Below are 23,979 nucleotides of genomic sequence, written 5' to 3'. Positions count from 1 at the left end.
ACCATTATGAAAAATTATACGACTGTTTATTCTCCAGCAATGATAGACAACTTTGAAATACACTATGAGTTAATTTTTACTAGCGTTATTTCAGTGTTGTTATTGAGTGCTGTTGTATTTCTATATACAAAGTACAAACAAAGTAACGCTCAGGAAAAAGGCTATCATAGGGTTTTATTGATAGGACTACCGGTGATTTTAGCCTGCTATCAATTAGTAACTTATCAGGATAGATTTAAGGAAACTAAATCAACTTATTTGAACTACGAAAAAGATGCAAACTTTAATTTAATAAGTGAGTTAGAGGGGCGTTTAATAGATGTTAAGCTTTTTCATAAGCAGTGGCCGGGTCACACGGCTGATGCTTTGGGAGAAGATTATTTATGGAAATTTGCAGAAGTTAAGACAACTAACTCAAGCTTGATTTTTAATATGGAAATAGATTGGGATCGTTCTCAAAAGAACGATATGCCAAAGTGTTTTACAGGTGACATAATTACGCTGTTTGAAAAGTACATCGGGTCCGAGGTTAAAATTAGATATTATAATTTCATGTCTAATTACCATAAAACAGACAAGTCTACTTCCACCTGTTTAGTAGATTTTAAAGTTAAGAAATAAAGATAAAAGTAAAATGATTTACTGCATCAGAAGCATCGTTTGCTAACTTGGAGTGGTTTGTCTAAGCTTTTAATTCTTCAAATTCGTATCAAATTCTAAGTTCAAGGAGTGAGCGATGGGGTTGGCAAGGAAGCGGCAAATCAGTTTGTCAGATAGCTATCATTATCATTGTGTTTGCAGAGCGTTTTTGTGGGCGTTATAGCTTGATGTAATGCTGAGTAATAGACATTGATTGACTCTTACACGATAGTTACAACGTTACTCAAAATGTGGTCAGCGTGATATTTACAGTAAACGCAAGGCGCAACCGTGGATATCTACTCTAACTCCTACTCTAATTTGTGGGTTTGCTTTTTCGGTACATTCTTTGGTTGCATTTAGAGATAGCCGATCGTAAAGCTATATAACAAGTGCTCAAGTAAGCTTCACAAAAGCTTGCTTGAGCTTTTTGCAAGCAATCTAGCAAGCCAATACTCGTCCCATAACACACGGCATCCCTAAAGGAGGGAACCTATGAAGATGTTAAATACAGCCACCCCACTAAGGGTAATATTATTTATCTCGATGTTGTTTGTCGTTTCGGGATGCGCAGTAAAATTAATAGCGACTTACGATGAAACAACTGACAAAAATGTTACTGCTCTTCAAAGAAAGTTCGAGACATTTCTTATTGATCTTGAGACTAAAGATGGACTTCCTGAGTGTAGTTATGAAAAAAATTCGGATTTTTATAGCGAATCAAAGGTTGATTTGAGCGCAATTAAAGTTCGTGCTGAAGCCATTCCTCAAAACGAAATTACAGTGGAGCAAGTATCTTTGCTCGCTGACAGCTTAAGTGACTTAGAGTCCTTGCACAAACTAAAAGATAAGAAGTCAAAATCGAGTGGCCAGCTTAAGTGTATAAGTTCAAATGAAGTAGCACTTTTTAGAAGCGCATTTAATTCTAGTTTTACTGCAATATTGAAGCTAGAGCTGGCAAAGAAACGCGGCGAAGAAGATTAATTAAACTGGAGAAAATGAGATGAGTATTGATGCAGGAGAATTAGCGCAAAGCATGTTGTCTGCTATGAAAGGTGTTTTATCTGAAAAGTGGCCAGAGATCAAAGAGTATGCAGAGTCCGAAGCAAAAAAACTGGCGGAATCATTTGTAGCAATTCAAACCTTAAAGAGCGCAGGGAAAATAGATGAAGAAGAAGCTGCTTTGCATTTCTCTATCCAAAAAAATGCTAGTAGAACCGTTTTGTTGACGATTAAAGGACTCAGTACACTGGCCGCTGAGCAAGCCATAAATGCTGCGCTAGACGTAGTCAAAGATACTGTAAACACAGCGGTAGGTTTTACCTTAATATAAGTAGAGCAAAGCCAGTTAACAGTGATATAGATCGTGGGCAGCCACCCAGCTTTTTATTTTTTGGGTGGTTTTTATGTATAAAGTCTGATGAGAGTTACTTAGATAAGTCAAGCATCGTCCATCGCTGTATCTAACGCTGGTTTAAACTCCTTTATAAGAACAATGCACCAGCAATCCAGCAACATGCTGGTTTGTTATTGATTTTCGCAAAGTGTTGAAAAGGCCTCGAAATGAGGCCCCAAAATCAAAAATGTTTAGAAAGACAAGTTGTGTCTAATACTGGGTGGCAATACATCACTTAACAATTACATCTTCTTCAAGCAAATAAATACTATCAGGGTTAGTCAGTGTAAATACTTTAACCGCCATGGTTTTTCCAGCCGCGTTTTCGCATTCAATGATTTGGTATAAAACAGGTTGACCAGCTCGTGAATTGTCGACTGTTAAATTGGTTGTGAATACATCAGAATGGAAAGGCCCAAAGCGTCCTTCGCCGTGAAATAATCCGAGCTCTACGCCACGGTTAGACAAAGTAGTGCAGCGACTACCGTTATTTTGATTGTTTATATTGAGTTTGCTGGTTACTTCATAGCTGCTGTGATAACCATAGGTGTTTGGGCGGTGAACAAACTCTCCTTTGGGTTCAACGCTGATCTGCCAATCTACAATGGGGGCGCCGGGAATATTGACAAGCACATCATAGTCTTCACCCGCTGCACTGGTACAAGAAACTCTTAGTCGTTTATTTTCCACCAAATGCCGCTCGGGGATGTCGGCTGCGGCTTGTTGAATGAATACTTGAGCAGCAACGTTTGATACATCGGCATGAGCAACATGCTCACCAGTTGATTGGGTATAAATATTACCATACTGGCACGAATCACCTACATTGCGTGGATGCAGATACACATTAAGTTGATGGGCAAATTCACTGGTGATGATAGCCGATGCAATAGGCCCATAACTATATTCAGTGACTCGTTCAAAACCATCGGTATCAAACGCCTGTTCTGGTAATGCGAGTGAGCTTGCAGACGCTGTTAACGTCGCGGCGGCGAATAAACTTAACTTTTTCATACAAATTAATCCTTTTGCTTTTATAAAGTTGACGAGTGAATGTGGAACTGGGCCCTTCCTTGCTTAAGCGAGACGATCATAGAACTAAATGACAGCGCTGACAATGTGTGGGTGTAAACTTTTAATGATATAAATCAATATATTATGATATTCATGTTTTTGATGTTTCATTTACATTATGCCCTGAAACGAATCCGTATAATGCGCAATGAGACACTATTGTGTGACGAGAAATGACAGCTACATTTTTTATCCGGTTGGAGGTTGACGGGACTTCATTGATTGCTAAGCACTGTGAATTTTCTGCTCTATCAACAAATAGGTTGTCCTGCATATATTCACAAATTTTGTTGATATTCTTAATGGTTAGCCGCTAAAGTTAAGTTTACTGAACAACTGCATGGAAACGCTATGAAGTTACCTATCTATCAAGTCGATGCTTTTACCAATAAATTGTTTCAGGGCAACCCTGCGGCGGTAATTCCACTAGATGATTGGTTGGAGGACGCGTTGTTACAAAAAATAGCACAAGAGAATAACCTATCAGAAACCGCATTTTTTGTGAAAGCGCAGTCGGGTTACGAGCTACGTTGGTTTACACCCAAAGATGAAGTCGACTTGTGTGGCCATGCAACTTTGGCAAGCGCTCATGTGTTATACGAACACCTTGGTTATGAGTATGAGTCGATACTGTTTCATACGCGAAGTGGTGTTTTAGAAGTGTGCAAAACGGCACAGGGATACAGTATGGACTTTCCAGCCGCGGTGCTTGAACAGATCACAGCTCCGTTGTCACTTGTTGGTGGCCTAAGAAATGTTGAACCAAAACAAGTTTTTACTGCATTTGACTATATTGTATTACTTGAAAATGAGACACAAGTCAGGGCGTTAGAGCCTGATTATAATACTTGGCGCGATTTGGACTTAAGGGGAGTTGTGGTAACAGCACCTGGCGATCAGGCTGATTTTGTCAGTCGCTGTTTTTTTCCAAACCTGAGTGTGGATGAGGATCCTGTGACGGGGTCAGCACATTGTGAATTAGCACCATTTTGGGCGCAAAAACTGGGTAAAAATAAGCTATCGGCGATACAAGTCTCTTCGCGTGGTGGCACCATTTTATGTGAAGTGAAAGGGGAGCGTATCGCTTTAATTGGCAGTGCGGTAGATTATATGAAAGGTGAAATTACTTGTGAATAAATAAAACCGCCAGCGTTTGGGCTGGCGGTAGTGCTTTATGCAGTATTATTTGCTCGCTTTATACTTAAGCGTCACATTTGCATAGGGAAGGATCCCACGTAGGCCAAAGTGCCATACGCCAGCCTGTGGGTTGTCTAAAGAACACTTCTCATTACTACCCCATAGATATGGGCGACAGTCATACTTGAAGAAGTGCGTTTTCTTACCACGACGGACATATAGATCAGCTTCACCTTCACCGCTGATACTTACTTCTAGATTTTTATATCCTTCTGGCAATTCAATAGAAAAACGTTGCCACCAGAACCAGCCCGATAGAGCAGTAAACTCGCCTTCGATGATATCTTGCTTAGACTGGGTTTTAAGCTCAATCACAATTGGGTCGTGATCAGACGCACGGTAAGCGTGCTCAGCGTACAAGCTTGCTCTGTGCTTATCTGACTTATATTCGGTGTTGTAGTCAAGCGCAACAGGCTCATCAGCATTGATATGCCAATCAGCGATGTCTACAACTTTTTCCATCATCGACTCACTTGCAAAAGCGTGGTCTAAGCTACCAATACGGCCTTGATATACATATGAGTAATCAGTTGTACTTTGGTGTAGCTGCTTTTTAATATCTTGATAGCCTTGCTCAACATAAGTGCGGATTGGATCTTCTTGGCCATATGCATTCATGTCACCAAGAATAATCGTATCTGGATCGTCCAGACCGGTAGGTGTTGTTGCTAACCAGCTAGAAAGTGCTTTAACTGCATCAACGCGAGTTTGATTCCAACAACCTTGGCCATCATTCTGATCTTGGTCTAGCCCTTGTGCTTTTGAACAGCTACCTTTTGAGCGCAAGTGAGCAACAACAAGGTTGAACGTTTCATTGTTTTGTAAATCAGTGAAGGTCTGTATAACAGGTGGACGGTTACCGTAGTCAAACGGAACCACTTCTGTAAATGCAGCAGTACCTACTTCTTTTACTTTGTTGCTACGGTAAATAATGGCTGACATGATGGCATCACCGCCAACTTTTTCAGTGCCTAGGTTTACATATGCGTAGGTGTTTTCGCTATCTTGTGCGTTTAATGCTGCGGTTAAATCAGCCAGTGCACTTAGTTCACTAAAGCCATCATTTTCCATCTCTAGAATACCGAACAAATCAGCATCTAGTTGCAGCATAGCGGCAACTGTTTTGGCCTTTTGACGCTCAAACTCTTCTGCGTTGTCTGCGCCACGTGGAGTTGGGAACCCCGCGCCTTGACCATCGCCATTGAAGTAGTTAAGTACGTTAAAGCTTGCGATACGCAAATCGCCACGAGTGGTTACTTCAGGAGCGTCAGTACGTGGGTTTGCTAAGATGAAGTTTGGCTGTACCGTAGGCTGAATACGATATTGACCGTAACCATAACCTAGCACACCTTGCACATTAGTGACCTTATCGCCTAGACGTAACGTGTTGTATGCATCTAGCTCAGGAGCAGGGTAAGGGATCACCTCAGGGTTTTGCGCCGATGAACCATCATCTAACAAAATTTCTTTTTGTTTGTTTTGCGCTTCAACTGCGTTTGCAGCTTCACCTGGCAATGCAATTTGTGTTGATTGATACAAACGCTCAGTACCTAAGCGCACTTCGCCGTAACGTTTCAAGCCGTAAGTATCATTTACAACTAGCTCGTTGGTTACTTCAACCAACATGCCTTCTACTGATTCAAGACCTGTTTCTAGTGGTAAAGTGATACGTGTTGCTGGTACTGACGCAGCTGAACCACATACTTTTAAAGTAGTAACCGAAGTCAGTTGTGTTTGGCCGTACTTTTCTTCAACTTTTCCAAGCACTTTTACGATATCGCCGTTGTTTACAGCGGTGCCAGTATAATAAACGAAAATACCTTCAGAGGTTAATACGTCATTATCTTGGTCATTTAGCTCTTCTTGTAAAAAGAAGCCCTTCAACTGGTCATCACCTTGTAATGCTGAGGTGACTATACCTTGTATTTCAACAACTTCACCAGCTAGTGGGCTCGCATCAGCGGCACCTTGTACTTGGCTGATCAGCACGTTATTTTGGTCGCAGATCAGGTCTTCAGGTTCAGGTGGCAACTCATTAGAGTGCAAACCGATATTTGAAAAGTCATCTTTAGCGTTAGCAAGCCATTGTGTAGAAGGTAAGAATGTGTCGCTGGTATCCGCATCACCAGTGATGAACTGTGGTTTACGAACTAGGCTTTTGTCTTGCGTGCTGGCATCGCCGTCTGACCAGCTAGAGCCTGGGTCAACACCGATTTGACCTAAGCTATCAATAATGTTGCCAGCTTTGGCAAGTACAACCGCATCGTCGCCGTTAAACCAACTGCCACCTGATAGCAATTGTGCTTTTGCTGTCAGTGTTTCATTGGCACTTGAGTGAGCAACAACGTAAGTCGATTTACCTGCCAAGCTTCCTTCTAATGCAATGGTACGGCCTGCATCAGCGCTGCCATTGAAATAAAAAGAAAGAGCGTAGTCAGTCAAATCAATAGCTTGTTCACTTGTGTTGTAAACCTCTACCGCTTTGTTATAGCTACTACCTTCGACATATTCTGAAATTATTAGCTCTGCATGAGCTGGAATGCAAGCCGCTGAGATCAGGGTTGCTAGAATTGTTTTTTTTAACATTTTATTATAGTTCCCGTGTTTAGCACTAATCTAGTGTGTTCACTAGATTTGGATATTCTACTCTATTTTTATTGCATTTGTGTTTAAATATTTTCATATCCAGTACATTGGTGATGTATGCATGTGATTTTTTCTGTTTCTTTTAAAGGGTTACGGGACTAGTCAAAGAAGTGGTTTAGTGATGAATTGGCAACTAATGAGATATATTGGTTAACATTTGGTCCGAAATAATGAAATTAATGTGCGATGGGTGACATCGCACATTACTAGTCAACTAAGTCAGAAGTAAGCATTAAATGACGCTGAAATTAAGTCACCTTGGTCACTGTCTGAATAGTAGGCACGGTAAAAATACTTGTCAGATAAGAAGTATTTCGCTTCCAACTGTAGGTCTGAGTCGTTTAGGCCCGCACCAACAGCAAAGTTAGTGTTGAAGTAATAGCTCGCCATAAAGGCGGTTACTGAACTACTGTGTTCGCCATCAGCATGACTTGCGTCTAAGGTAAAAAATGCACCGTCATCCAACTTTCTAAAGTAACGAGTTGATACTGACCAATTATCTAAATTGTCTTGCGCGCTTACAGTAACACCTAAATAGTCCGATTCATTGATCTGATGGTTATATTGCGCTTGCAACCAAAGTGGATCAGAGTTGTCTTCACGCACATATTGAGTGATTGATACTTTGAGTGCATCATTATAAAGATAACCAAACCCAATGGCATGATTGTCTTCTTCTCCTAAGTTTTGAACTTCGGCATTAACAAACCAGTTGTTGTAAAAGGCTTCACCAGAGAGACTAAAATAGTTATCGAAATCAGAGTCAGTATAACTTGCTGAGATTTTCGAGTCGGTATCTAAATACCCAAAGTCGTCCCATACGCCAGTATTTTGCTGTGGAGCAAAATAGTAACTCGTTGACAGTACCATAGAGTCAACGCTGTTTTGCTCTACGTGATTATATTCTGCGGTGTTAAACCATTGCTTATCAGAAGAGTTTTGTGTTGTTGCAAACGTACTAAGTGGTAGCAGCAACGAACAAAGAGGTAACAAGTAACGCATAGTGTTCCTTACATGGTTAGATAAATAAGTCGAAGGGCTAATAGGGCTTAGCCTAATTTTGTGCGTACCTTATAAACCTTTAAGACTTAATGCAAGCTTAAAGGTGTGACATGTATTTGGAAAAATGAATAGCAGAATCAGTATGTTGAAAAGAATATCAATTGTGCTCAAAATAGATGCGATAGGTTGCTGACCAAATTGGAAAATCAACATCCATGAGGTAGCAGACAAATTGGTCGGCGTTAAGGTTTGCATAATTTAACAGATACTCGACTTTAGCCTGCATTTTCATATCTTGGTTTAACAGGTTATGAGGATTCTCTAGAGAGATCACTCGTAATTCAGGAAAGTCAGGTAAGCGCTCTGTCCACATATCGCTTGAGTTTAACTTACCCTCTTCAATTTTTTGATTGCCGTGATAGCAACCGACATTAACATTGCTGCTCCTATCTATAGCTTTGTCTACGAGCACCAACAAAGTCAGCCGTTTTGTTGGGTTTTTAATTGAGATACTGGTAGAACTACACTGGCTTTTATGAGTCAGTGGATTAACCAGTTCATCTGGATTATTAAAAATGAAGGTGGCGTCAAAGCGAGGTGCGTCGGGAAGATCGTCAAACACTATTCCTGAATTACTGGGAGAATAGCTGCTATATGCTTGATCTAATCCTGTTGTTGAGAACTCACTGGCAATACCTATCGTAAATGAATTGGATTGGATACGACTGGCTTGCGTTAACAATTTTGGTTGGGTGAAATCGCTAGGGTGTGGATGTGTGTAAAACTGCACAAAAGGAGGTGCTCCACGTTGGCGTTTAATACCTGTTTTACTGATAAGTGCGATTTCTTGCAAAAAATCAGCGCTCGGGCTTTGACGAGTTAGTATATAGGTACAGAAAATGTGCTCAACACTAAACCCCAACAGTGACTTTGCTGCGTAATACAATTGCGCGCGTTTATCTTGCTGGTGGGGGATTTCATCGACATTAGGCTCGTGTAAGCTCTGTAGTTGGCGCTTTAGATCAGCATGGCTACTGGCATACATTTTTATGCTCTTAGCAAACAAATGACATACTTGTTGGAGCTGCTGGTAATTCGTGACACTAATGTGGGTTTGTAATTTGCTGGTAAACTCTTCTAAGGCCTTAATTCCAGGTAATTGCAATAGTACTAATTCGCCCGTTGCTGCCTTTTTTGCATTGAAAACGCGCTGACTGTTTGACCTGTGATAGTCCAAAAATTGAGTTAACCCATTGATTGTATGAGCTTGTAAGGGGAGTTCTGCAAAAACCGCATTGAGGGTTTTTTTAATTCGTTCACCTAATCTGGTAAGTTCACTGGCGGTTTGCTGATTAAGTCCCATGATATCAAGTCGTTATTTTTATATAAAAGTTAGATTACATGGGACTTAGGTTTTTTTAAAGTCCGGTCGAGAAATTAAAAATTACTTACATGCTTTGGCAAGCGCCTACACGAGTCCATGGACCCCAAGGACCTGAAGACTCTGGGTGTTCACCCTGTACCCACCAGTTAGCACGATATACACTGCCATTGACATGTGCAAGAGTACCTGATTGGTAAACTTTCTGCGCAGACCAAGCATCGATACCATTACAATCACCAGCACCGCCATCTGTTACTGAAACAGACTTTGTCACAGAAGTTGTTTGGTTATTGCTGTCAGTGATTGACAAGGTAACTTGATAGCTGCCAGCCTGTGCGTAAGTGTGACTAGGAGCAAATGCTGAACTGCGGTTTCCGTCACCAAAGCTCCACTGTACTGCAACAATGTTACCACTGCTATTGTTGCTAAAGTTTACATTCAAGCCTGATACAGATGCGCTGAAGTCAGCTACAGGTGTTGATGCATCACCACAAGCTTCACCTTTTTGCCATACGCTTGGGTACATGTCAGGTTGGGCACCTTGTGACCACCAGATTGCTTTGTATTCATAACCGTTGAAGCTAACTTTATCGTTAAGCGCATAAGACTTTGATGCACTCCATGCTTCAACACCGGTACAACTACCTGGATCATCACCGTTGGTTACGCGTACTTGTTTAGAAGTTGTATTCGTCTGACCTTTAGTATCAGTTACGGTAAGTTGAACATTGTAAGTGCCTGCTTCGCTGAACTGATAAGTTGGGTTCGCTTGTGCCGAAGTACCACCACGGTTGTCACCAAACTTCCAGCTATGGCTGCGAATACCGTTGTCGTCGCGCGAACGGTCAGTAAAGCTTACAGATAGTTGGTCAACAGAGAAGTCAAAGTCAGCTACTGGTGCGCCATCATCTGGGTCAGTGTTACCAATACCAGTTTTTGCTTTGATCCAGTCTAGGTAGCTGGTTGTTCTGGTAAATGCTGATGCGCCTTGACACGAGATACCCCAGCTTACAGTACCAATGCTGTAAAACTCATTGCCAACGCGTACCGCGTATGGACCACCACTGTCGCCGTTACATGCTGAACGACCACCTTGACCGCCACCACAGATCACAGAGCTGGGAATGTTGAAATTTAGTTGGCTGCTACAGGTAGAGTTACTGATAACAGGTAAATCTACTTCACGAAGCACATCGCTTGCGCTGCCTCGGTTTGACGTTAACCCCCAACCCGATACGGTCACGTTATCACCAACCGATGCGTATTGCTGTTCAATTTCGCGTGTTGCAAGTTTTGCAGGAGTGTACTGGCTGTTAGCTGGCGATGCTAAACGTAGTACCGCGATATCATAACCTGAACGAATACTGTTAGCACCACGCCATTGTTCATGGCTGATAATCTGAGATACACGTAATGTCTGGCCGTCGTTACGGCTGATTGAATGTGCGCCAACACGTACAGTTAAGCCGCTTGTGCTTGCGTTGTCTACACAGTGTGCAGCAGTTAAAACCCAGTCTTGGCTAATCAATGTACCACCACAGCCCTGACGGCCATTCATTAGTAATGCAACTTGGTAAGGTCTTGATTGTGGTTGGGTTTCAACACCACCAACAATACTGATATCTACGTCTGGTAGTGCTGATTGTTTGGCTATCAACAGAGGAGAAGAAAGCGTTCCTAAAACAGCTAAAGTTATTGTTGTCATTTTTATGTTGTTCATGTTGTATCCTTGTTGTTACTCGTGAATGAGTAATCTAGGAATAATCTGAGATACGGTTTGGATCAATAGCTAGATTAAAACTTACCCATGGTATGACCAGATGTTTTTTGACCAACTGGAACAATAAACTCTCCTAAATTAGTGACTTATGCGTATTGTTTTATTTACAAAAGCAATGTAAATGAATGTAAATATGTTGGTATTTTATGATAATTGGATGAATTTTTTGTTTAATTGAATGGGGTGGTGTAATTAATGCGCCAGATCTCTAGCCGTCTAACTTACTTATAAATCATCACTTAGTGTGTTTATCCAGTCATTGATGAAGGGGCTCAGTTTTGGATATTGTATATGGCGTAATGCCGCGTAATCGACATTTTCCCTAACGAAGCTAATGTATAAGGTTCTTAAACATTAGTGTTTGTTTACTTTTTGCCTCCGTGACAAACAGATTGTTTACCATTTAAGGCATTGATACTGGGAAGAAAAAATGATGAAAAAGTTAGTGTGGGCGTCATCTTTGTGCGTACCGTTAGTTTTGGCTGGCTGTTCATTGATAGGAAATGAAACGTACCGAAAGGAAGTCGAGGGTGCAAAGCTGCAAGAAGGTATTGATGAGCTACCGCGTATATTAGTCGTTTATGGTGGTGATATTATTACCGCAGATGAAAAAAATCATGTGCTTCGACATGAACAGGATGATGTCGGCCTACTGATTGTTGACGATACCATTGCTGCAATAGGTGACTTAGGTAAGATTAATGCTCATATCAAGGTTAATTACTCACACTTGGAGTTGCCTGTACGCTATTTGGATCTAGCTGGTAGAACACTTATGCCGGGCTTCATTGAGCCACATGCTCACTTAAAGCTCACTGCACAAACCTCTTTTGTTCCTAATTTAATGCCGTGCTTGCCAGATAAATATCAGCAGCAGCTTAACCAAGATTATGGTTGGTTGTATTACCAAGGTAAGGACATACCGACTCTGCAACAGAATGTAAGAGCAAATTGCTACCTCTATGTTGAAGAGGCACTAGATGCTCTAAGGTCCAGCAAAGTCAGCAGTAATAAGCAATGGTTGGTTGGTAATGGACTTGATCCATCACGGATGTTGCTGTCTCAAAGTAATAACTATTCATTCTTGCCTAACCCAAATAACGATGCGGGCATCGACGCGAAAAATAAAGCTGCGTTCGCTAAAGCGCTTAACGACAACAAGGCATTCTTACAATTTCCTATGCATTACATACAAGATGCACAAGCGTTTGGTACGAATGCAGTAAAGAGACAAAGTGATGTATTAGCGACTCATCCAGTTTTGGTGTTAGATCAATCGGGGCATTTGGGTTATGCCAATATGGTTGCGTTTAAACAAACGGGACTGTGTGACAAAACGCTGTCAAAATCAGAGATTGCCGACCTTAAGCTTAAAGATGAGATAGACCAAAGTGTGATTAACCGTGATGGTAGTGTCACGCTTAGCTGTGAAGCAAACAGTAAAAGTGCTATGCAATCTTATCAGCGTATTGTGCAAGCTAAGTATTTTCCTGATGGGGATTGGGCAATCGTAGAAAATAAGGGCCAGTGGCAGTATTCAGGGTTGTTAAAGGAACAAAGTTCTTATGTGCCTTTTGTAGAGGCGATAGCTAAAAACTTTGATTCAAAGCATCTTAATGTTGCTGGGATGCTCAAACATGGCGGTGCAAATGTAGCATCCAACCCAGTTGTATGTGATTTAGAATCGAAGAGCCCGGTGACAAAAGTGATGGAAAATATACTTAATACTTCATCACAGCAAGGGGTGACCACCTTCGTTGAGGGCGGATCAACGATAGACATGGTCAATAGTTATAAGTGTATTGTAGAGTCTGGCAAAGCGGCGACTCGCATTCGCTCCTTGTATGATTGGCATGACTTGAGTAAGAAGCTCGCTGAAGATAAAGACGAAGGCAAAGAGAAAAGTGATAGTGACCAGTACAAAATTGCATTCGATAACGTAAAGTACAAAGGCATGCTTTCGGTTGAGGGAGTGAAGCTATGGTCTGACGGCTCGACACAAGGGTGTAGCGCCAACTTAAGTCATGACTATGATGCCGCTGGCTTATGCGAGATGTTTGGTTCTGGGCATGTTGACTTTAATCGCAAGCAAATCGCGAAAAATCTACAACAGTTTGCGGATTCTGGCTGGTACATTAATCTGCATGCAAATGGAGATGAGGGGATCGAAGATTCCATCGGTGCTTTGCTAGATATGAATCGCTCAACAGCGCCACTGTGTGATGATGCGGATCATCAAAGCAGCTATGCTTGTTTGGCACATACCATTATTCATTCAACGGTTAATCGTGCTGATGACTTCTCTACAGATGATGTTCCAAGTGTGGTTACAAAATATATAGAAGCACGCCAAACACTGCCAAATCTTATGCCCAGTCACTTAATTGGCCACATTGCTTATTGGGGTCGTTCAATGGAAAATGAATTGGGTGAACAAAGAGCTAAAATGATCAACCCAATGCAGGTAGAGCTAGAATCCGGTATTCCTTTTTCAATTCATAGCGATTTAAGCATTAGTCCACTGTTTCCTATATGGTTTATTGAACAGGCTGTTACCCGCAATACCTGGTATTACCCGAACCTTGAAGGTAATGGCACGCCGCTTAATGCTGATCAGGGTGTTAACATTATGGACGCGATTAGAGCTCTCACTATTGTGCCTGCAAAGCAACACAATATTGCGGATAAACTTGGTTCAATAGAAGAAGGTAAGCTGGCCGACTTTATTGTGCTAGACAGTAATCCACTTGATTTCAATACCGATAAGATTGGGAAGCAACCATTTGATATACATAAAATTAATGTTGAATGTGCGTTTGTATCAGCAAAGCAGATCCCTTGGTTTGATTTAGCTGAGCTAAGCAAAGGCAATGAGAAGTATAAAGACTCTAAATGCCCGCTTTACACTAAATCCTTATAATTAACAGACGATAGCGCACGGGATTATCTGTGCGCTTTTTATTCACTCAACAGATAACTAAAGCTGATAAAAGTCTTTTACTTTGCTTGTTATCCCTAGCCTTATCAAAGTCGACTCGTTTGCGATAGTAATGTGTTTATCGACATTTCACCTTCCCATAAATTCTGAAATGGTTTATTTAAATCTTAAAAATCAATGTAATACACTTTGTAAAAGGTATGGTGTAGGTGTTGTTTTGGATTTGAGATTTAGCGTAGCACGCAGCGAGTGTTGAAATTAATTTTACAAAAGGTGGCTTTTTTTAACATTCTGGCTTGACCTCTGACCATTGTGCTCTAATTTTAATTTGTTATTAAAATGTAATAATTGGAGCAAGTATATGAAACAACATGTTTGGGCGGCCATGATTGGCCTATTTACTTTTTTCACGCAGGTAGCTCACAGTAGTGAACGACTTGAATATCCTGTGGTACTGGTACATGGCCTGTTTGGCTTTGATAACCTATTGGGAGTCGATTATTTCTACCGAGTACCTTCTGTTATTGAAGATGAAGGGGCAGCTGTTTACGTAGCTGAGGTCTCATCAGCTCATAACTCTGAATTACGTGGCGAGCAATTACTCGAACAAGTAGCACTGATCAGAGCGATTACCGGTAAAGATAAGGTAAACCTAATTGGTCACAGCCAAGGCGCACAAACTATTCGTTATGTGGCTTCGGTTAAACCTCAATGGGTGGCTTCAGCTACCAGTATTGGCGGGGTTAACTGGGGCAGTCGCTTTGCTGATGTGGTAAGAGGCAGTGTCGACAGCGGTTCATTCTCAGAGCAGTTTTTAGCCTCACTGGCCAATGGTTTAGCAGGCTTGATTGATTTGTTATCTGGTAAAGCGACCGCTCCTAAAGATGCCTTAGAAGCTTTGTCAGCATTGACAACTGAGGGTTCTGTGGCGTTTAACCAAAAATATCCTGAGGGCGTACCAAGTCATTATTGTGGACAAACTGACGCTTTGGCTAGCAACGGCGTGTATTACTTTTCATGGAGTGGCAGTAAAGCGTGGACTAACGTGTTTGACCCTGCCGATAACGCATTAGCACTGTTTTCACAGGTATTTGATGAGCCCAACGACGGGCTGGTATCTGCTTGTTCAAGCAACTTAGGCCAAGTAATAGGTAATCAATATAAAATGAATCACCTTGACCAAGTTAACCAAACAATCGGTGTGCATCATTTGTTTGAAACCGATCCGCTAACACTTTACCGTCAGCATATTCGTCGTCTTAAAGGGTTAAATCTATGAGTAAGTGGAGTCTTGCCGTTGTTATGTTTGGTCTGTGTTTGATCTTGGGCTATGTCTACTTCATTGACGGTGAAACGCTATTATTTGAGCACAAACACACGATTATTTTGAATGAGTCTGAGCTCAGTCAAACTGGCAAGACTCCACTTATAAATACAATTCAAGCCGGTGAGCAAAGCCATCAACAATGTGACGCTATTTCGAAAGCCGATAAAAACACACTAGACGATTGGTTGTTGGCACTACAAAAAAATAACCAACATCAACAGTGGCGCTCGCATCTTAAGCAACTTGATGAGTGTTTACATGATGATGTTGAAAACTACATGGCCTACAAACAAGCACTGATGGAAGTAGATGAGAACCTAAATATTTTAGAGCGTCATGCGCTTTTGCAATCATTACAGCAACGCTTCTTCTCATCAGATCAAATAACACTTTGGTTTAAAGAGGAAAATGCTTGGAATGAACAAACAATCAAGCGCTGGCAGATACTGTCTGATAAGCGCTTGAGCAATGCTCAAAAAGAACAACTTATTAATCAACATATCAGCCAGCTTCCTGAGCAAGAGCAGCGGTTGATCAGAAACAGTACACAATTACATGAACTTGCCGACAGCTGGCAGCAACAAGATTACAATCAACTCAGTGCGCGTTTTGGTGATGAAGCTGCTGAGCGTATTGTTGCACTGCAAGTCGAACAGGCCAATTGGCAACAGAAACTGGTCAAGTTCAAACAGGAACGTTCACACATACTTGCACTTGAGCTGGCGCCAGATGCAGAAACTCAAGCCATTGAACACCTAAAGCAAATTATGTTTAGTGAAAACGAGCGAAAACGCCTACCCAATACATCCTTAGCAAAGTTTTGATTTTTATCTGTAATAACTGGTACTTTGTTATTCTCACAGAAAAATTTGCAAGAAAGGGAATGCCATGCGAGTCAAGTTGCTTTTGATTGTGGCTTTATATTCGGCCTGTGGGCTCTGTGGTACGTCAAATTTTCAAGTCACTAGCGTGTCGAATGCCGCTTTTATCATCACTGAGAAAGACTACGGGACCAACATTGGGCTAATCAAAACCCGCGAGGGCGTTGTGGTGATAGATCCAATGCCAGGTAAGAAGAATCTAGACAAGCTTTATCAAGTTATACAACAGCGCAGTAAAGCGCCTGTACGCTATGTGTTAAATACCCACCAACATGGCGATCATACCGGTGGAAACGCCTACTTTGTTGAACAAGGCAGCAAGGTTGTTGCAACTGTTAGTGATTTACCCGAATTTACAGAGTTTGAGTTAAAATCACATACATCAAAAGACAAAGTGTTCTACCACAGCAAAAGCAATAGTGTGTTTGTTGGTGATATTTATGACACCAGTTGGCACCCAACATTTTACGCCGGTGGTCTATCAGGATTTAATCAAGCCATCGAGAAAATCCTCAATATAGGGAATGAGGATAGCCTGATCATTCCGGGACACGGCAAGCCGACGAGTAAAGTAGAGTTACGTCAGTTTAGAAATCACACCATTACATGGGTAGAAGAAATAAAAGCCTTGAAAGAAAAGGGCATGAGCGTTGAAGAAATCATGAACAACGACAGGGTTAAAGCGTTGTTGCGCAATTTCAACATCGCTAATAAACAGGACTTTATTCCAAAAAATGCCTTTAAACGATTTATTGAAAGAACCTTTACGGTGATTGATAGCGGTAATTAATGTGCGCTCATATCTGATCTGACAGCGAATTTCAGATGGTGAAAGATACCAACCTCACAAGGTATTCTAACTTGCAAGATTTTGCTAGTAACCTGTTATAGCTAGGTAAAACTATGAATGTAAAACTTTTAGAACTAGAAGAAATTCTTACTCATGTAATGATGGATCTTGCTACAGCTGTGGATGTATTAAGAGATTATGAGTCAAGAGCTTGGTTTCAGGAGCCAAGCAACATGTAGAAAAAACAATGTGTCTGGCGTCTTTGTATTTCGGCAATAGTTTTGAATTGCTCAAAGTATATGGAAGTTAACGAAAAATACGGAAAATACTTTAAAGAGGAGTTACACGAATATACCGAATTAAGGAATAAGTTTTATAACGAACTTAATAAAAACACATCGATTAAAAAGCTAAGAAATTACACAGTTGCTCATGTTAGTAATAAAGCAGATTACCTTAGTGCAAATGAAGTTCAGAATGAAATTGTATCTATGTTTGGCGGTAATCATGTAAGTGAATTCCTAAATTGGTTATGTCCAGAAGACATAGATAAAACCGATAAGAATAAAAGTCTCGTAGGGTGCTGGAGCAACTTAGAGATGCATTGTCAAAGAAGGTATAACAACTGCTCCAACCAAGGGACGTAAAACAGTAGGCTTGTGCTCATTTAGCCAAGCTTTTCGGACCCATTATTGCGTCTACCAGTTGATCTCGTAGCACTAATGAGACGTAAGTAACTGAGCTTTAAAACGACTAGGCTTCAAACGAGTGAGGAACGAATATTTACTCTCTAGCTAGCCATAATTTTTTTCCTATTTAAATTCAATAAAATAGGTGGAAAATTAAAATTGCACCTCAATTTACACTACCCTGTCAAAGTATTAAATTTTTCGACCATATGCTTATCAATCTCCTTGATAAGCGTATGTGGTAAGCCTAGATGTTTGGCTTGATGACTAAACGAACGAGTTATTTCGAAGATCTCTTCAGCCATAATCATAATCGCTTTCTTAGAAGATAACCCTGACTGAGCAGCTAACTGGTCTAGTGCGCTCTTTGGCGTTCGGCCATTACCACCAAATGCCGTCATATGCTCTTTATAAGGGCTATAAACAATGTCGTAGAAAGGCGATAGCGTCCAGTTATCGGCGTCACTGGCAAGAAAACTAAAGTTCTTACTGTGATCATCTTGGTTAACCGTCAGGTAATTAAACATGCAGCGCTTAATGAGCTTTTGAGACTCAGTGACACCACACATGATGCGTGTCGCTTTAACTAAATCTACATAATCCAAAGAAGGCTCTCGAAACGGTGCATCTAACAATCCGCACGCAGAAATCATATGAATTCGACCGCCTTGCTCGGTGCAATCAAATCGTTCCTGCTCTAGCCAAAATCGTCCATTGCCTGCATCAATTAAATTAAATTCAGGAACCTCTATGCCGACATCACGGGCCATCTGCATGTAGCAATATTCGACTAATGATTCAGAGTGTTTCAAGTCAAACTTTTCAGATGTCAGCTTTACGATAAGCTTTGTTCCTAGTGCATTATCTAATGATGTATATTCCCCATTCGATAAACGTGTAACGTTCATTTTGGGCCTAGCACCACCCGAACCACCAGTTCTCATTAAATGCTCGAGCAAAGCAGACTCGGTGCCTTCAAACTCCTCAATTGCAGCTTGGCCAAGGGTAATGATATCAATCGACTCCGTGGGTTCATCAAGTAAATCTAATTCTGGCTCATAGCTCAACGCACCCATACATCTATCACCTAGATAAGCCAAACGTTCTAGGGCGGTAACTTCTTTTGGGTTATGAGCGTTTTGCCTAAATACACGATCCATGAGATAAAGACCCCAGCCATCAGGGAGACTATCTCCAAAAACCCCGTGAATGCCGTAATGTGGCTCTCTAGGCGCAGCTTGGAGGCTTGTATCAGCCTTTAAATTGAATGGAGCCAGAGAGGTTGGGTGAGTGCCTAAATAAGCCTCATCAAATTGAAAGAAGCTTTGCTGACTATTTTCAACGAGCTTGCCGACAAGTACCTTTTCACCTGTGCTAAGCGTTCGTTTTACGGTTAGGGGTGATTTAAGCATGTCGGAGCACATCCTCTATTGATTTAAATTCAGGCTCAGACGACTTTGTCAGCTCTTTCACTTTTTTCAAGTCACCGACAGTCTCATAAAGCATGAGGAACTGGCGCAATGAGATATTTCCAGATGACTCAAACTTTCGGATCGTCGCGTAAGGCACACCAGATAGTTCGGCCATCTTCCGAACGCTGAGTTTATCTTTTTTTCGAGCGGATTTGATAAATTCTTTGAGATCCATCTGCAAATCATAAGCGGTATAGAGAGATAACATACATGCCTCAAAAATTGTCACTATAGTATCAATTGTAGCATGAATATTTATTTTATTGCTATTATTGTAGCAAATAAATGGGGTTGATAGTCATTGCTTAATTAACACGACTAGAGGCCATTATTGGGAGTGTTAAGGTGCTACTATAATAGCAAAAATAAGGTTTTTTGAGTTGTATTTGCTATCATAGTGACAGAATAAAAGAGCAGGCTAACATCCTTCAGTTATAGAAGAGGGGGCTGCGGGGTATATTTTCCAGTATGAGACATATTGAGAAGTAAGCGCCTGAATTCTGGAGTACAGAAGTCTCAAGCGGGCGAATTACGGACGGCTACTATACTTGTGAGTTTTATTAATCTTGCTCTAAAAATTAACAACATATATTTTTGATAACGTTGGCAACTAGTTATCAATTTTGTTAAAACTAAATCATTCAGAAAAGTGCGCGATTTTCGCACTATTAAATAGTTAGCTACCTTTTGAAATTTGGAGTACTCATTGAATAAAAATAACTTATTAGCAATCAAGCAAGCGATGTTTATTCCTGTATTCGCTTTTTATAATATATTCGTAGGGCTATTGGTATCAGGCTATAGTGTTGTAACTCAACATATTAGTGAACTAGCTTTGGAAGCGCAGTTCTTTGCTTACTCTCATAGACTTGCTGATGTGCTAATTGGCTTGTCGATGTGCCTATTCGCAATAGCTTGTCTTTCGATTGCTAGAGCCAAATTTACTTTTTTAACCATGTTTTCATTTGGCATAACATGGATTTTTGCTGGTATATTTATTCTAGGTAGTCCATTGCATGATCTGTATGGTCTAACAACGATATTAATAGTAGTTCCTGTTTTATTCGCCTTAGAAATGAATGATTATTATTCCTCAAAGAACTTCCAAGATTTCTGTGTTTTAATAACATTAATTCATATTGTTTTCTTCTGGTTCTTTAGTTATGGATTCATGCCTATCGAGTACAAAGGAGTTACGCAGCGAGTTTGGGTTGCAATTACTCTTGTATGGTACGGGCTAGCTGCCTATCAAGTTGTATCGGTAGCTAACAAGAAAATAAACAAGGATACGTAACAGTTGGCTACGTTTCGATGCACTCACAATTTTAGCTAACCATTACGTAGCCTGTTATTTAGGTGTTAGCTACTCAAAGGAAATATTTTGCGCTATTTGAAAAAGTATATTATCCCCTCTGTAATCTCTGGATTGTTAGCAACAATTATTGCTACAGGTATTACTATTTACTGGACGAAATCTTACGAAAAGGAGAGGGTTATTGTAGATTACCAGACAAGAATATTAAGAGATGTAGCTGGTTTTAGATACATTTTAAATTTCCCAGATAGACCTGGTTATGAAAGGTTTGTATCAGCTTTCAATCAAATACCATTTGCATACAGCGAGTCTCCAGAAGTTATAAATAAGTACAATGAATTTGTAAAAATAAGAAGTAATTCGGGATTCAGCGAAGAAGTTTCAAATCAAGCTTTTGCAAATATAATTTTTGCTATGATGGACAAGTTGGCAATTCCAAGAGACAAAGTTGGTGACTCTATTGTTAAACAAGTTTTCTCGGTTGGAAACCATAGCTAACAAGCGCAGCAACGAATGGACGCAACACATTGATTAAATCTTTTTGCTGGTTATCCATATAATCAGCGTGGCAGCTTTAGTTTGCTCAATATGTAGGCTTTTGTCTTGCCTTCATACTCTTACACTCTACAGTAGATGCGTGTGCTGTAGGCACAATCGAGTTCATAAAAGTACCTAAAGAGGCAAACACGACCCTCATTCTATCAGGCCAGCTTTTATAAACTACTGAGTCTATATAGAAACAGATATCAACAACGTTGCAATGAGCCCGCCTATGCCGACCCATTTAGTTATCATCGCTATTATTTTTTTAACCATTTTCAACTCCTTTGAAAGGGTCAGCAATATAACTTTTCAAATATAGATACCGAACGACTCATTGCCAAGCAACGCCTCCAAATGTATTTACATCTAAAGGTTCGTAAGTGAATTCATCGCTTTGAAAGTAGTAAACTTTGGGCGAAGTGCAGATGGAAGACAATAAAGCTGTGCGCAATAGTTACAAAAATACCTCTCTTGCAATTTCACTAAAATAGCTAATATTCAATTGTGCTACATATTTAACTAAAAATTAACCTTGATGCCTTTAGACTGCAATCTAAAGCTAGATTGAGTGTATAAATGGTACGTAGATATGGAAACTTCAGTGACTAAGTTCGACACACTTGCCAAAGTATTGCATTGGTTATCAGCCATTGTGATTCTTTGGGCCACGTTTTCAGGGCTCTTCCTTGTTGCAGTTGGGGGGAAAAGCGAATGGAAATTACTTATTAGTGAGTTTAATGTATCCCTTACAACGGTGTTTATTCCCATTTTTTGTGTACGGATTATTCATGCAGCACGCACTGCTAGGCCCTGTTATCAGGGGGAGCTGAGCGCTGCACAGATCTTGTGTGTACGCTATGTACATATAACTATGTATTTGTTAGTTATGCTTTTATTTATATCTGGGTTGCTAATGATGCGCAGCGAATTTCAAGTGTTCAGGCTGATAACAATCCCGCCATTGATAGAGCAAACTCAGGTTTCACAATTTTTTTCTTGGGTTCATCAATATGTCAGCTACCTATTGACGGCATTGATCATACTCCATGTTTTCGCAGTGATAATACATCAACGCGCAGGTAAAAAAATCTTGCAGCGTATGTTGTGGTGAGCAACAACGTGGTCTATCGCATAGCAACCTGTAGATAAACGCAAAGCTTTGGTTTTGTGTCAAAAAAAAGCTAGGCTGAGAAAAAATCCATAAAGGCAGTCTATTTATGTTTATCAGAGCCGCTACAGCGAATGATCTTCACGATATTGCACAGTTACATGCCAAAAGTTGGCAGGAAAACTATACAGAGGTTTTATCCTCTGACTACTTAGCGCACCGAGTGATTGAAGAACGCACTCAACTATGGGCAGACAGGTTAACGGCGCCAAGTGATAATCAACTGGTTTTAATAGCCCAGTTAAACGGTGTGTTTAGTGGTTTTATCTGTGTTTTTGGCGATAAGCATCCGCAGTTTGGTAGTATTATAGATAACCTACATGTCACATCAGACGCCAAAGGAAAAGGGATTGGCACTCAGTTACTCTCGTCAGCGGCCAAGTGGGTACACACTCACTACAAAGATCTTGGTGTATATCTAGAAGTATTGGAATGCAACCCAAAGGCGATTGGCTTTTATGAAGCATTAGGTGGACAAAAACGCTCAGAGGGCTATTGGCATACTCCCTGTGGTAATAAAGCAAAAGAATTTATTTACACTTGGAAAGGCCCCTCAACACTCATTAGATAAATCGTATCCATACGCAAGGTACAGCTTGAATAAGTTTGCTCGATTTCACGGGATATACCATCACACTGTGTAGCAAATTGACTAAAAAAATAATAAATAGGGAAAAGTACTATGCAAATAAGAAAACTCAATACGCTTCGTGGGCTTGCAGCGCTCATCGTTTTTTTCACCCACTTTAGCGACATCACCAATTGGCTCGAAGGGGTGCTAGGAGGTGGCTCAGGGGCATATGGTGTGATGCTGTTTTTTATGTTGAGTGGATTTTTGATGTCATATCTCTATTTAGAACAGGGATTTACTAAAGATAACGTCAGTCACTATTTTTTAGCTAGAGCGGGCAGAGTATTACCACTTTATCTACTGGTTGTTATGGGGTCGTATTTGTTAACACAGGTCGGTAACGATAGCTTGTACCAGATACCCGATGTGAATGCCTTACTCGGTCACTTACTGTTCTTGTATGGTGAAAGTGTACTTTGGTCTATTCCCCCCGAAATACAGTTTTACTTGATTTTCATAGTATTTTGGTCGCTAGCAAAACATCGCGCAGGGTATATCTATCTGTTGGTCGTCGCGGTGATGATAGGCTTGTTTTTGACTAATTTCCCGAAAATATTTGGTGATATTAAAGGGGTGCCATACAACGAGTTTAATGTGCTCAGATCACTTCCCTACTTTTTTGTTGGGATGCTATTTGGCATGCATTATAAATCAGCAGTGATCCCCAGTTATCTCAAAAAGCATTGGTTTATTCTGGCGCTGTGTTTGATTCCATTGTTATATCCTGAATTTTCGCCCATTAAATCCGATGCCAAACATAGAATGTGGCTGAGCTATGAGGTGTTATTGTTAATGGGGGCGGTATTCTTTTGCGTGGTGTTTTTAGTCCCAGATAACAATGTGTTGTTGGCCAATAGAGTGGGGGACTTTGTTGGGAAAATATCTTATTCATTGTATTTGCTACATATGCCAATTATCAATGCAGTTAATCATCTATCAATTTCGATTGAGTTAAAACTGGTGCTGTCTCTGCTGTTAAGTGTGCTCGTTGCTTACTTGTCATTTCGACTTTTTGAGCGACCCATTGCTAAGATTATTCGGCGTGCGGGTTCACCGAATCAAAGCAGCCACTCGGGCGTGACGTCACAGTCTGCGGTGTAACGACCA

General features: G+C 40.7%; 22 protein-coding genes. 15 read left to right on the top strand and 7 right to left on the bottom strand.

Features of this window, described 5'->3' with window-relative positions:
- Nucleotides 1-6: 6 nt before the first annotated feature.
- From BIW53_RS19445 to BIW53_RS19435, 3 genes are all read left to right on the top strand, one after another.
- Nucleotides 7-621: a hypothetical protein gene (locus BIW53_RS19445; protein WP_070993682.1), complete on the top strand. Its 615-nt coding sequence runs from the start codon at nt 7-9 to the stop codon at nt 619-621.
- A 513-nt stretch (nt 622-1,134) separates the two neighbouring features.
- Nucleotides 1,135-1,623 (top strand): hypothetical protein, encoded by a 489-nt coding sequence (locus tag BIW53_RS19440; RefSeq protein ID WP_070993681.1) that lies wholly within the window; start codon nt 1,135-1,137, stop codon nt 1,621-1,623.
- Nucleotides 1,624-1,642: 19 nt separating this feature from the next.
- Nucleotides 1,643-1,972 carry a hypothetical protein gene (locus BIW53_RS19435; protein WP_070993680.1) on the top strand — a complete coding sequence of 110 codons (330 nt, stop codon included), beginning with the start codon at nt 1,643-1,645 and terminating at the stop codon, nt 1,970-1,972.
- Between the two features lie 294 nt (nt 1,973-2,266).
- Here the strand turns inward: BIW53_RS19435 and BIW53_RS19430 are convergent, their stop codons facing one another.
- The gene (locus BIW53_RS19430; protein WP_070993679.1) at nt 2,267-3,049 is read right to left on the bottom strand and encodes a hypothetical protein; all 783 of its coding nucleotides are present in this window, start codon (nt 3,047-3,049) and stop codon (nt 2,267-2,269) included.
- A gap of 411 nt (nt 3,050-3,460) precedes the next feature.
- Here BIW53_RS19430 and BIW53_RS19425 point away from each other — a divergent pair, with 411 nt between their 5' ends.
- Nucleotides 3,461-4,246: a PhzF family phenazine biosynthesis protein gene (locus tag BIW53_RS19425; RefSeq protein WP_070993678.1), complete on the top strand. Its 786-nt coding sequence runs from the start codon at nt 3,461-3,463 to the stop codon at nt 4,244-4,246.
- 45 nt (nt 4,247-4,291) lie between these two features.
- Here BIW53_RS19425 and BIW53_RS19420 read toward each other — a convergent pair whose 3' ends face one another.
- From BIW53_RS19420 to BIW53_RS19405, 4 genes are all read right to left on the bottom strand, one after another.
- Nucleotides 4,292-6,892 (bottom strand): ExeM/NucH family extracellular endonuclease, encoded by a 2,601-nt coding sequence (locus BIW53_RS19420; protein WP_070993677.1) that lies wholly within the window; start codon nt 6,890-6,892, stop codon nt 4,292-4,294.
- Nucleotides 6,893-7,171: 279 nt separating this feature from the next.
- Nucleotides 7,172-7,954 carry a putative porin gene (locus BIW53_RS19415; RefSeq protein ID WP_070993676.1) on the bottom strand — a complete coding sequence of 261 codons (783 nt, stop codon included), beginning with the start codon at nt 7,952-7,954 and terminating at the stop codon, nt 7,172-7,174.
- 157 nt (nt 7,955-8,111) lie between these two features.
- Complete coding sequence (locus BIW53_RS19410) at nt 8,112-9,317, bottom strand: hypothetical protein (protein ID WP_070993675.1); 1,206 nt, start codon at nt 9,315-9,317, stop codon at nt 8,112-8,114.
- An 85-nt stretch (nt 9,318-9,402) separates the two neighbouring features.
- A complete protein-coding gene (locus tag BIW53_RS19405) occupies nt 9,403-11,058 on the bottom strand; it encodes a trypsin-like serine protease (protein WP_245699489.1) in 1,656 nt (551 codons plus the stop codon).
- A gap of 490 nt (nt 11,059-11,548) precedes the next feature.
- On the opposite strand from BIW53_RS19405, the gene BIW53_RS19400 reads away from it, so the two are divergent.
- The 6 genes from BIW53_RS19400 (at nt 11,549) to BIW53_RS20610 (ending at nt 17,701) form a co-directional block, all read left to right on the top strand.
- Complete coding sequence (locus BIW53_RS19400; RefSeq protein ID WP_084228268.1) at nt 11,549-14,038, top strand: amidohydrolase family protein; 2,490 nt, start codon at nt 11,549-11,551, stop codon at nt 14,036-14,038.
- Nucleotides 14,039-14,417: 379 nt separating this feature from the next.
- The gene (locus BIW53_RS19395) at nt 14,418-15,335 is read left to right on the top strand and encodes an esterase/lipase family protein (RefSeq protein WP_070993673.1); all 918 of its coding nucleotides are present in this window, start codon (nt 14,418-14,420) and stop codon (nt 15,333-15,335) included.
- Nucleotides 15,332-16,207, top strand: coding sequence for a lipase chaperone family protein (locus tag BIW53_RS19390; protein ID WP_070993672.1), 876 nt, complete (start codon nt 15,332-15,334; stop codon nt 16,205-16,207). The genes BIW53_RS19395 and BIW53_RS19390 overlap by 4 nt, the downstream gene beginning before the upstream one ends.
- 64 nt (nt 16,208-16,271) lie before the next feature.
- The gene (locus BIW53_RS19385) at nt 16,272-17,054 is read left to right on the top strand and encodes an MBL fold metallo-hydrolase (RefSeq protein WP_070993671.1); all 783 of its coding nucleotides are present in this window, start codon (nt 16,272-16,274) and stop codon (nt 17,052-17,054) included.
- A 113-nt stretch (nt 17,055-17,167) separates the two neighbouring features.
- Nucleotides 17,168-17,293, top strand: a complete 126-nt coding sequence (locus BIW53_RS21245; protein WP_281179891.1) for a hypothetical protein — start codon at nt 17,168-17,170, stop codon at nt 17,291-17,293.
- A gap of 60 nt (nt 17,294-17,353) precedes the next feature.
- Entirely contained in the window at nt 17,354-17,701 is a 348-nt protein-coding gene (locus tag BIW53_RS20610; protein WP_084228266.1) for a hypothetical protein, read from the top strand.
- A 218-nt stretch (nt 17,702-17,919) separates the two neighbouring features.
- Here BIW53_RS20610 and BIW53_RS19375 read toward each other — a convergent pair whose 3' ends face one another.
- Both BIW53_RS19375 and BIW53_RS19370 read right to left on the bottom strand, forming a co-directional pair.
- On the bottom strand, nt 17,920-19,155 hold the full coding sequence (locus tag BIW53_RS19375) for a type II toxin-antitoxin system HipA family toxin (protein ID WP_070993670.1): 1,236 nt from the start codon (nt 19,153-19,155) through the stop codon (nt 17,920-17,922).
- The gene (locus BIW53_RS19370) at nt 19,148-19,423 is read right to left on the bottom strand and encodes a helix-turn-helix domain-containing protein (protein WP_070993669.1); all 276 of its coding nucleotides are present in this window, start codon (nt 19,421-19,423) and stop codon (nt 19,148-19,150) included. The genes BIW53_RS19375 and BIW53_RS19370 overlap by 8 nt, the downstream gene beginning before the upstream one ends.
- Before the next feature lie 498 nt (nt 19,424-19,921).
- Here BIW53_RS19370 and BIW53_RS19365 point away from each other — a divergent pair, with 498 nt between their 5' ends.
- From BIW53_RS19365 to BIW53_RS19345, 5 genes are all read left to right on the top strand, one after another.
- A complete protein-coding gene (locus BIW53_RS19365) occupies nt 19,922-20,509 on the top strand; it encodes a DUF998 domain-containing protein (protein ID WP_084228265.1) in 588 nt (195 codons plus the stop codon).
- A gap of 87 nt (nt 20,510-20,596) precedes the next feature.
- Nucleotides 20,597-21,028: a hypothetical protein gene (locus tag BIW53_RS19360; RefSeq protein WP_070993668.1), complete on the top strand. Its 432-nt coding sequence runs from the start codon at nt 20,597-20,599 to the stop codon at nt 21,026-21,028.
- Between the two features lie 634 nt (nt 21,029-21,662).
- Nucleotides 21,663-22,184, top strand: coding sequence for a cytochrome b (locus BIW53_RS19355; RefSeq protein WP_070993667.1), 522 nt, complete (start codon nt 21,663-21,665; stop codon nt 22,182-22,184).
- A gap of 106 nt (nt 22,185-22,290) precedes the next feature.
- A complete protein-coding gene (locus BIW53_RS19350; protein WP_070993666.1) occupies nt 22,291-22,812 on the top strand; it encodes a GNAT family N-acetyltransferase in 522 nt (173 codons plus the stop codon).
- 111 nt (nt 22,813-22,923) lie between these two features.
- Nucleotides 22,924-23,973, top strand: a complete 1,050-nt coding sequence (locus tag BIW53_RS19345) for an acyltransferase family protein (RefSeq protein WP_070993665.1) — start codon at nt 22,924-22,926, stop codon at nt 23,971-23,973.
- Nucleotides 23,974-23,979 lie beyond the last annotated feature (6 nt).

The sequence above is a fragment of the Pseudoalteromonas byunsanensis genome (genome assembly GCF_001854475.1).
GTDB lineage: Bacteria > Pseudomonadota > Gammaproteobacteria > Enterobacterales > Alteromonadaceae > Pseudoalteromonas > Pseudoalteromonas byunsanensis.
The sequence above is the reverse complement of the archived record's forward strand: the minus strand, read 5'-3'. Positions and strand labels throughout refer to the sequence as shown.

Bases quoted from the DNA above. Each gene is read 5' to 3' on its own strand.
- BIW53_RS19345 (WP_070993665.1), top strand. From the start codon at position 22,924: ATGCAAATAAGAAAACTCAATACGCTTCGTGGGCTTGCAGCGCTCATC.
- BIW53_RS19410 (WP_070993675.1), bottom strand. From the start codon at position 9,317: ATGGGACTTAATCAGCAAACCGCCAGTGAACTTACCAGATTAGGTGAA.
- BIW53_RS19355 (WP_070993667.1), top strand. From the start codon at position 21,663: ATGGAAACTTCAGTGACTAAGTTCGACACACTTGCCAAAGTATTGCAT.
- BIW53_RS19430 (WP_070993679.1), bottom strand. From the start codon at position 3,049: ATGAAAAAGTTAAGTTTATTCGCCGCCGCGACGTTAACAGCGTCTGCA.
- BIW53_RS19400 (WP_084228268.1), top strand. From the start codon at position 11,549: ATGATGAAAAAGTTAGTGTGGGCGTCATCTTTGTGCGTACCGTTAGTT.
- BIW53_RS19415 (WP_070993676.1), bottom strand. From the start codon at position 7,954: ATGCGTTACTTGTTACCTCTTTGTTCGTTGCTGCTACCACTTAGTACG.
- BIW53_RS19425 (WP_070993678.1), top strand. From the start codon at position 3,461: ATGAAGTTACCTATCTATCAAGTCGATGCTTTTACCAATAAATTGTTT.
- BIW53_RS19370 (WP_070993669.1), bottom strand. From the start codon at position 19,423: ATGTTATCTCTCTATACCGCTTATGATTTGCAGATGGATCTCAAAGAA.
- BIW53_RS19390 (WP_070993672.1), top strand. From the start codon at position 15,332: ATGAGTAAGTGGAGTCTTGCCGTTGTTATGTTTGGTCTGTGTTTGATC.
- BIW53_RS19350 (WP_070993666.1), top strand. From the start codon at position 22,291: ATGTTTATCAGAGCCGCTACAGCGAATGATCTTCACGATATTGCACAG.
- BIW53_RS19420 (WP_070993677.1), bottom strand. From the start codon at position 6,892: ATGTTAAAAAAAACAATTCTAGCAACCCTGATCTCAGCGGCTTGCATT.
- BIW53_RS19395 (WP_070993673.1), top strand. From the start codon at position 14,418: ATGAAACAACATGTTTGGGCGGCCATGATTGGCCTATTTACTTTTTTC.
- BIW53_RS19375 (WP_070993670.1), bottom strand. From the start codon at position 19,155: ATGCTTAAATCACCCCTAACCGTAAAACGAACGCTTAGCACAGGTGAA.
- BIW53_RS19405 (WP_245699489.1), bottom strand. From the start codon at position 11,058: ATGAACAACATAAAAATGACAACAATAACTTTAGCTGTTTTAGGAACG.
- BIW53_RS19385 (WP_070993671.1), top strand. From the start codon at position 16,272: ATGCGAGTCAAGTTGCTTTTGATTGTGGCTTTATATTCGGCCTGTGGG.
- BIW53_RS21245 (WP_281179891.1), top strand. From the start codon at position 17,168: ATGAATGTAAAACTTTTAGAACTAGAAGAAATTCTTACTCATGTAATG.
- BIW53_RS20610 (WP_084228266.1), top strand. From the start codon at position 17,354: ATGGAAGTTAACGAAAAATACGGAAAATACTTTAAAGAGGAGTTACAC.
- BIW53_RS19445 (WP_070993682.1), top strand. From the start codon at position 7: ATGAAAAATTATACGACTGTTTATTCTCCAGCAATGATAGACAACTTT.
- BIW53_RS19435 (WP_070993680.1), top strand. From the start codon at position 1,643: ATGAGTATTGATGCAGGAGAATTAGCGCAAAGCATGTTGTCTGCTATG.
- BIW53_RS19440 (WP_070993681.1), top strand. From the start codon at position 1,135: ATGAAGATGTTAAATACAGCCACCCCACTAAGGGTAATATTATTTATC.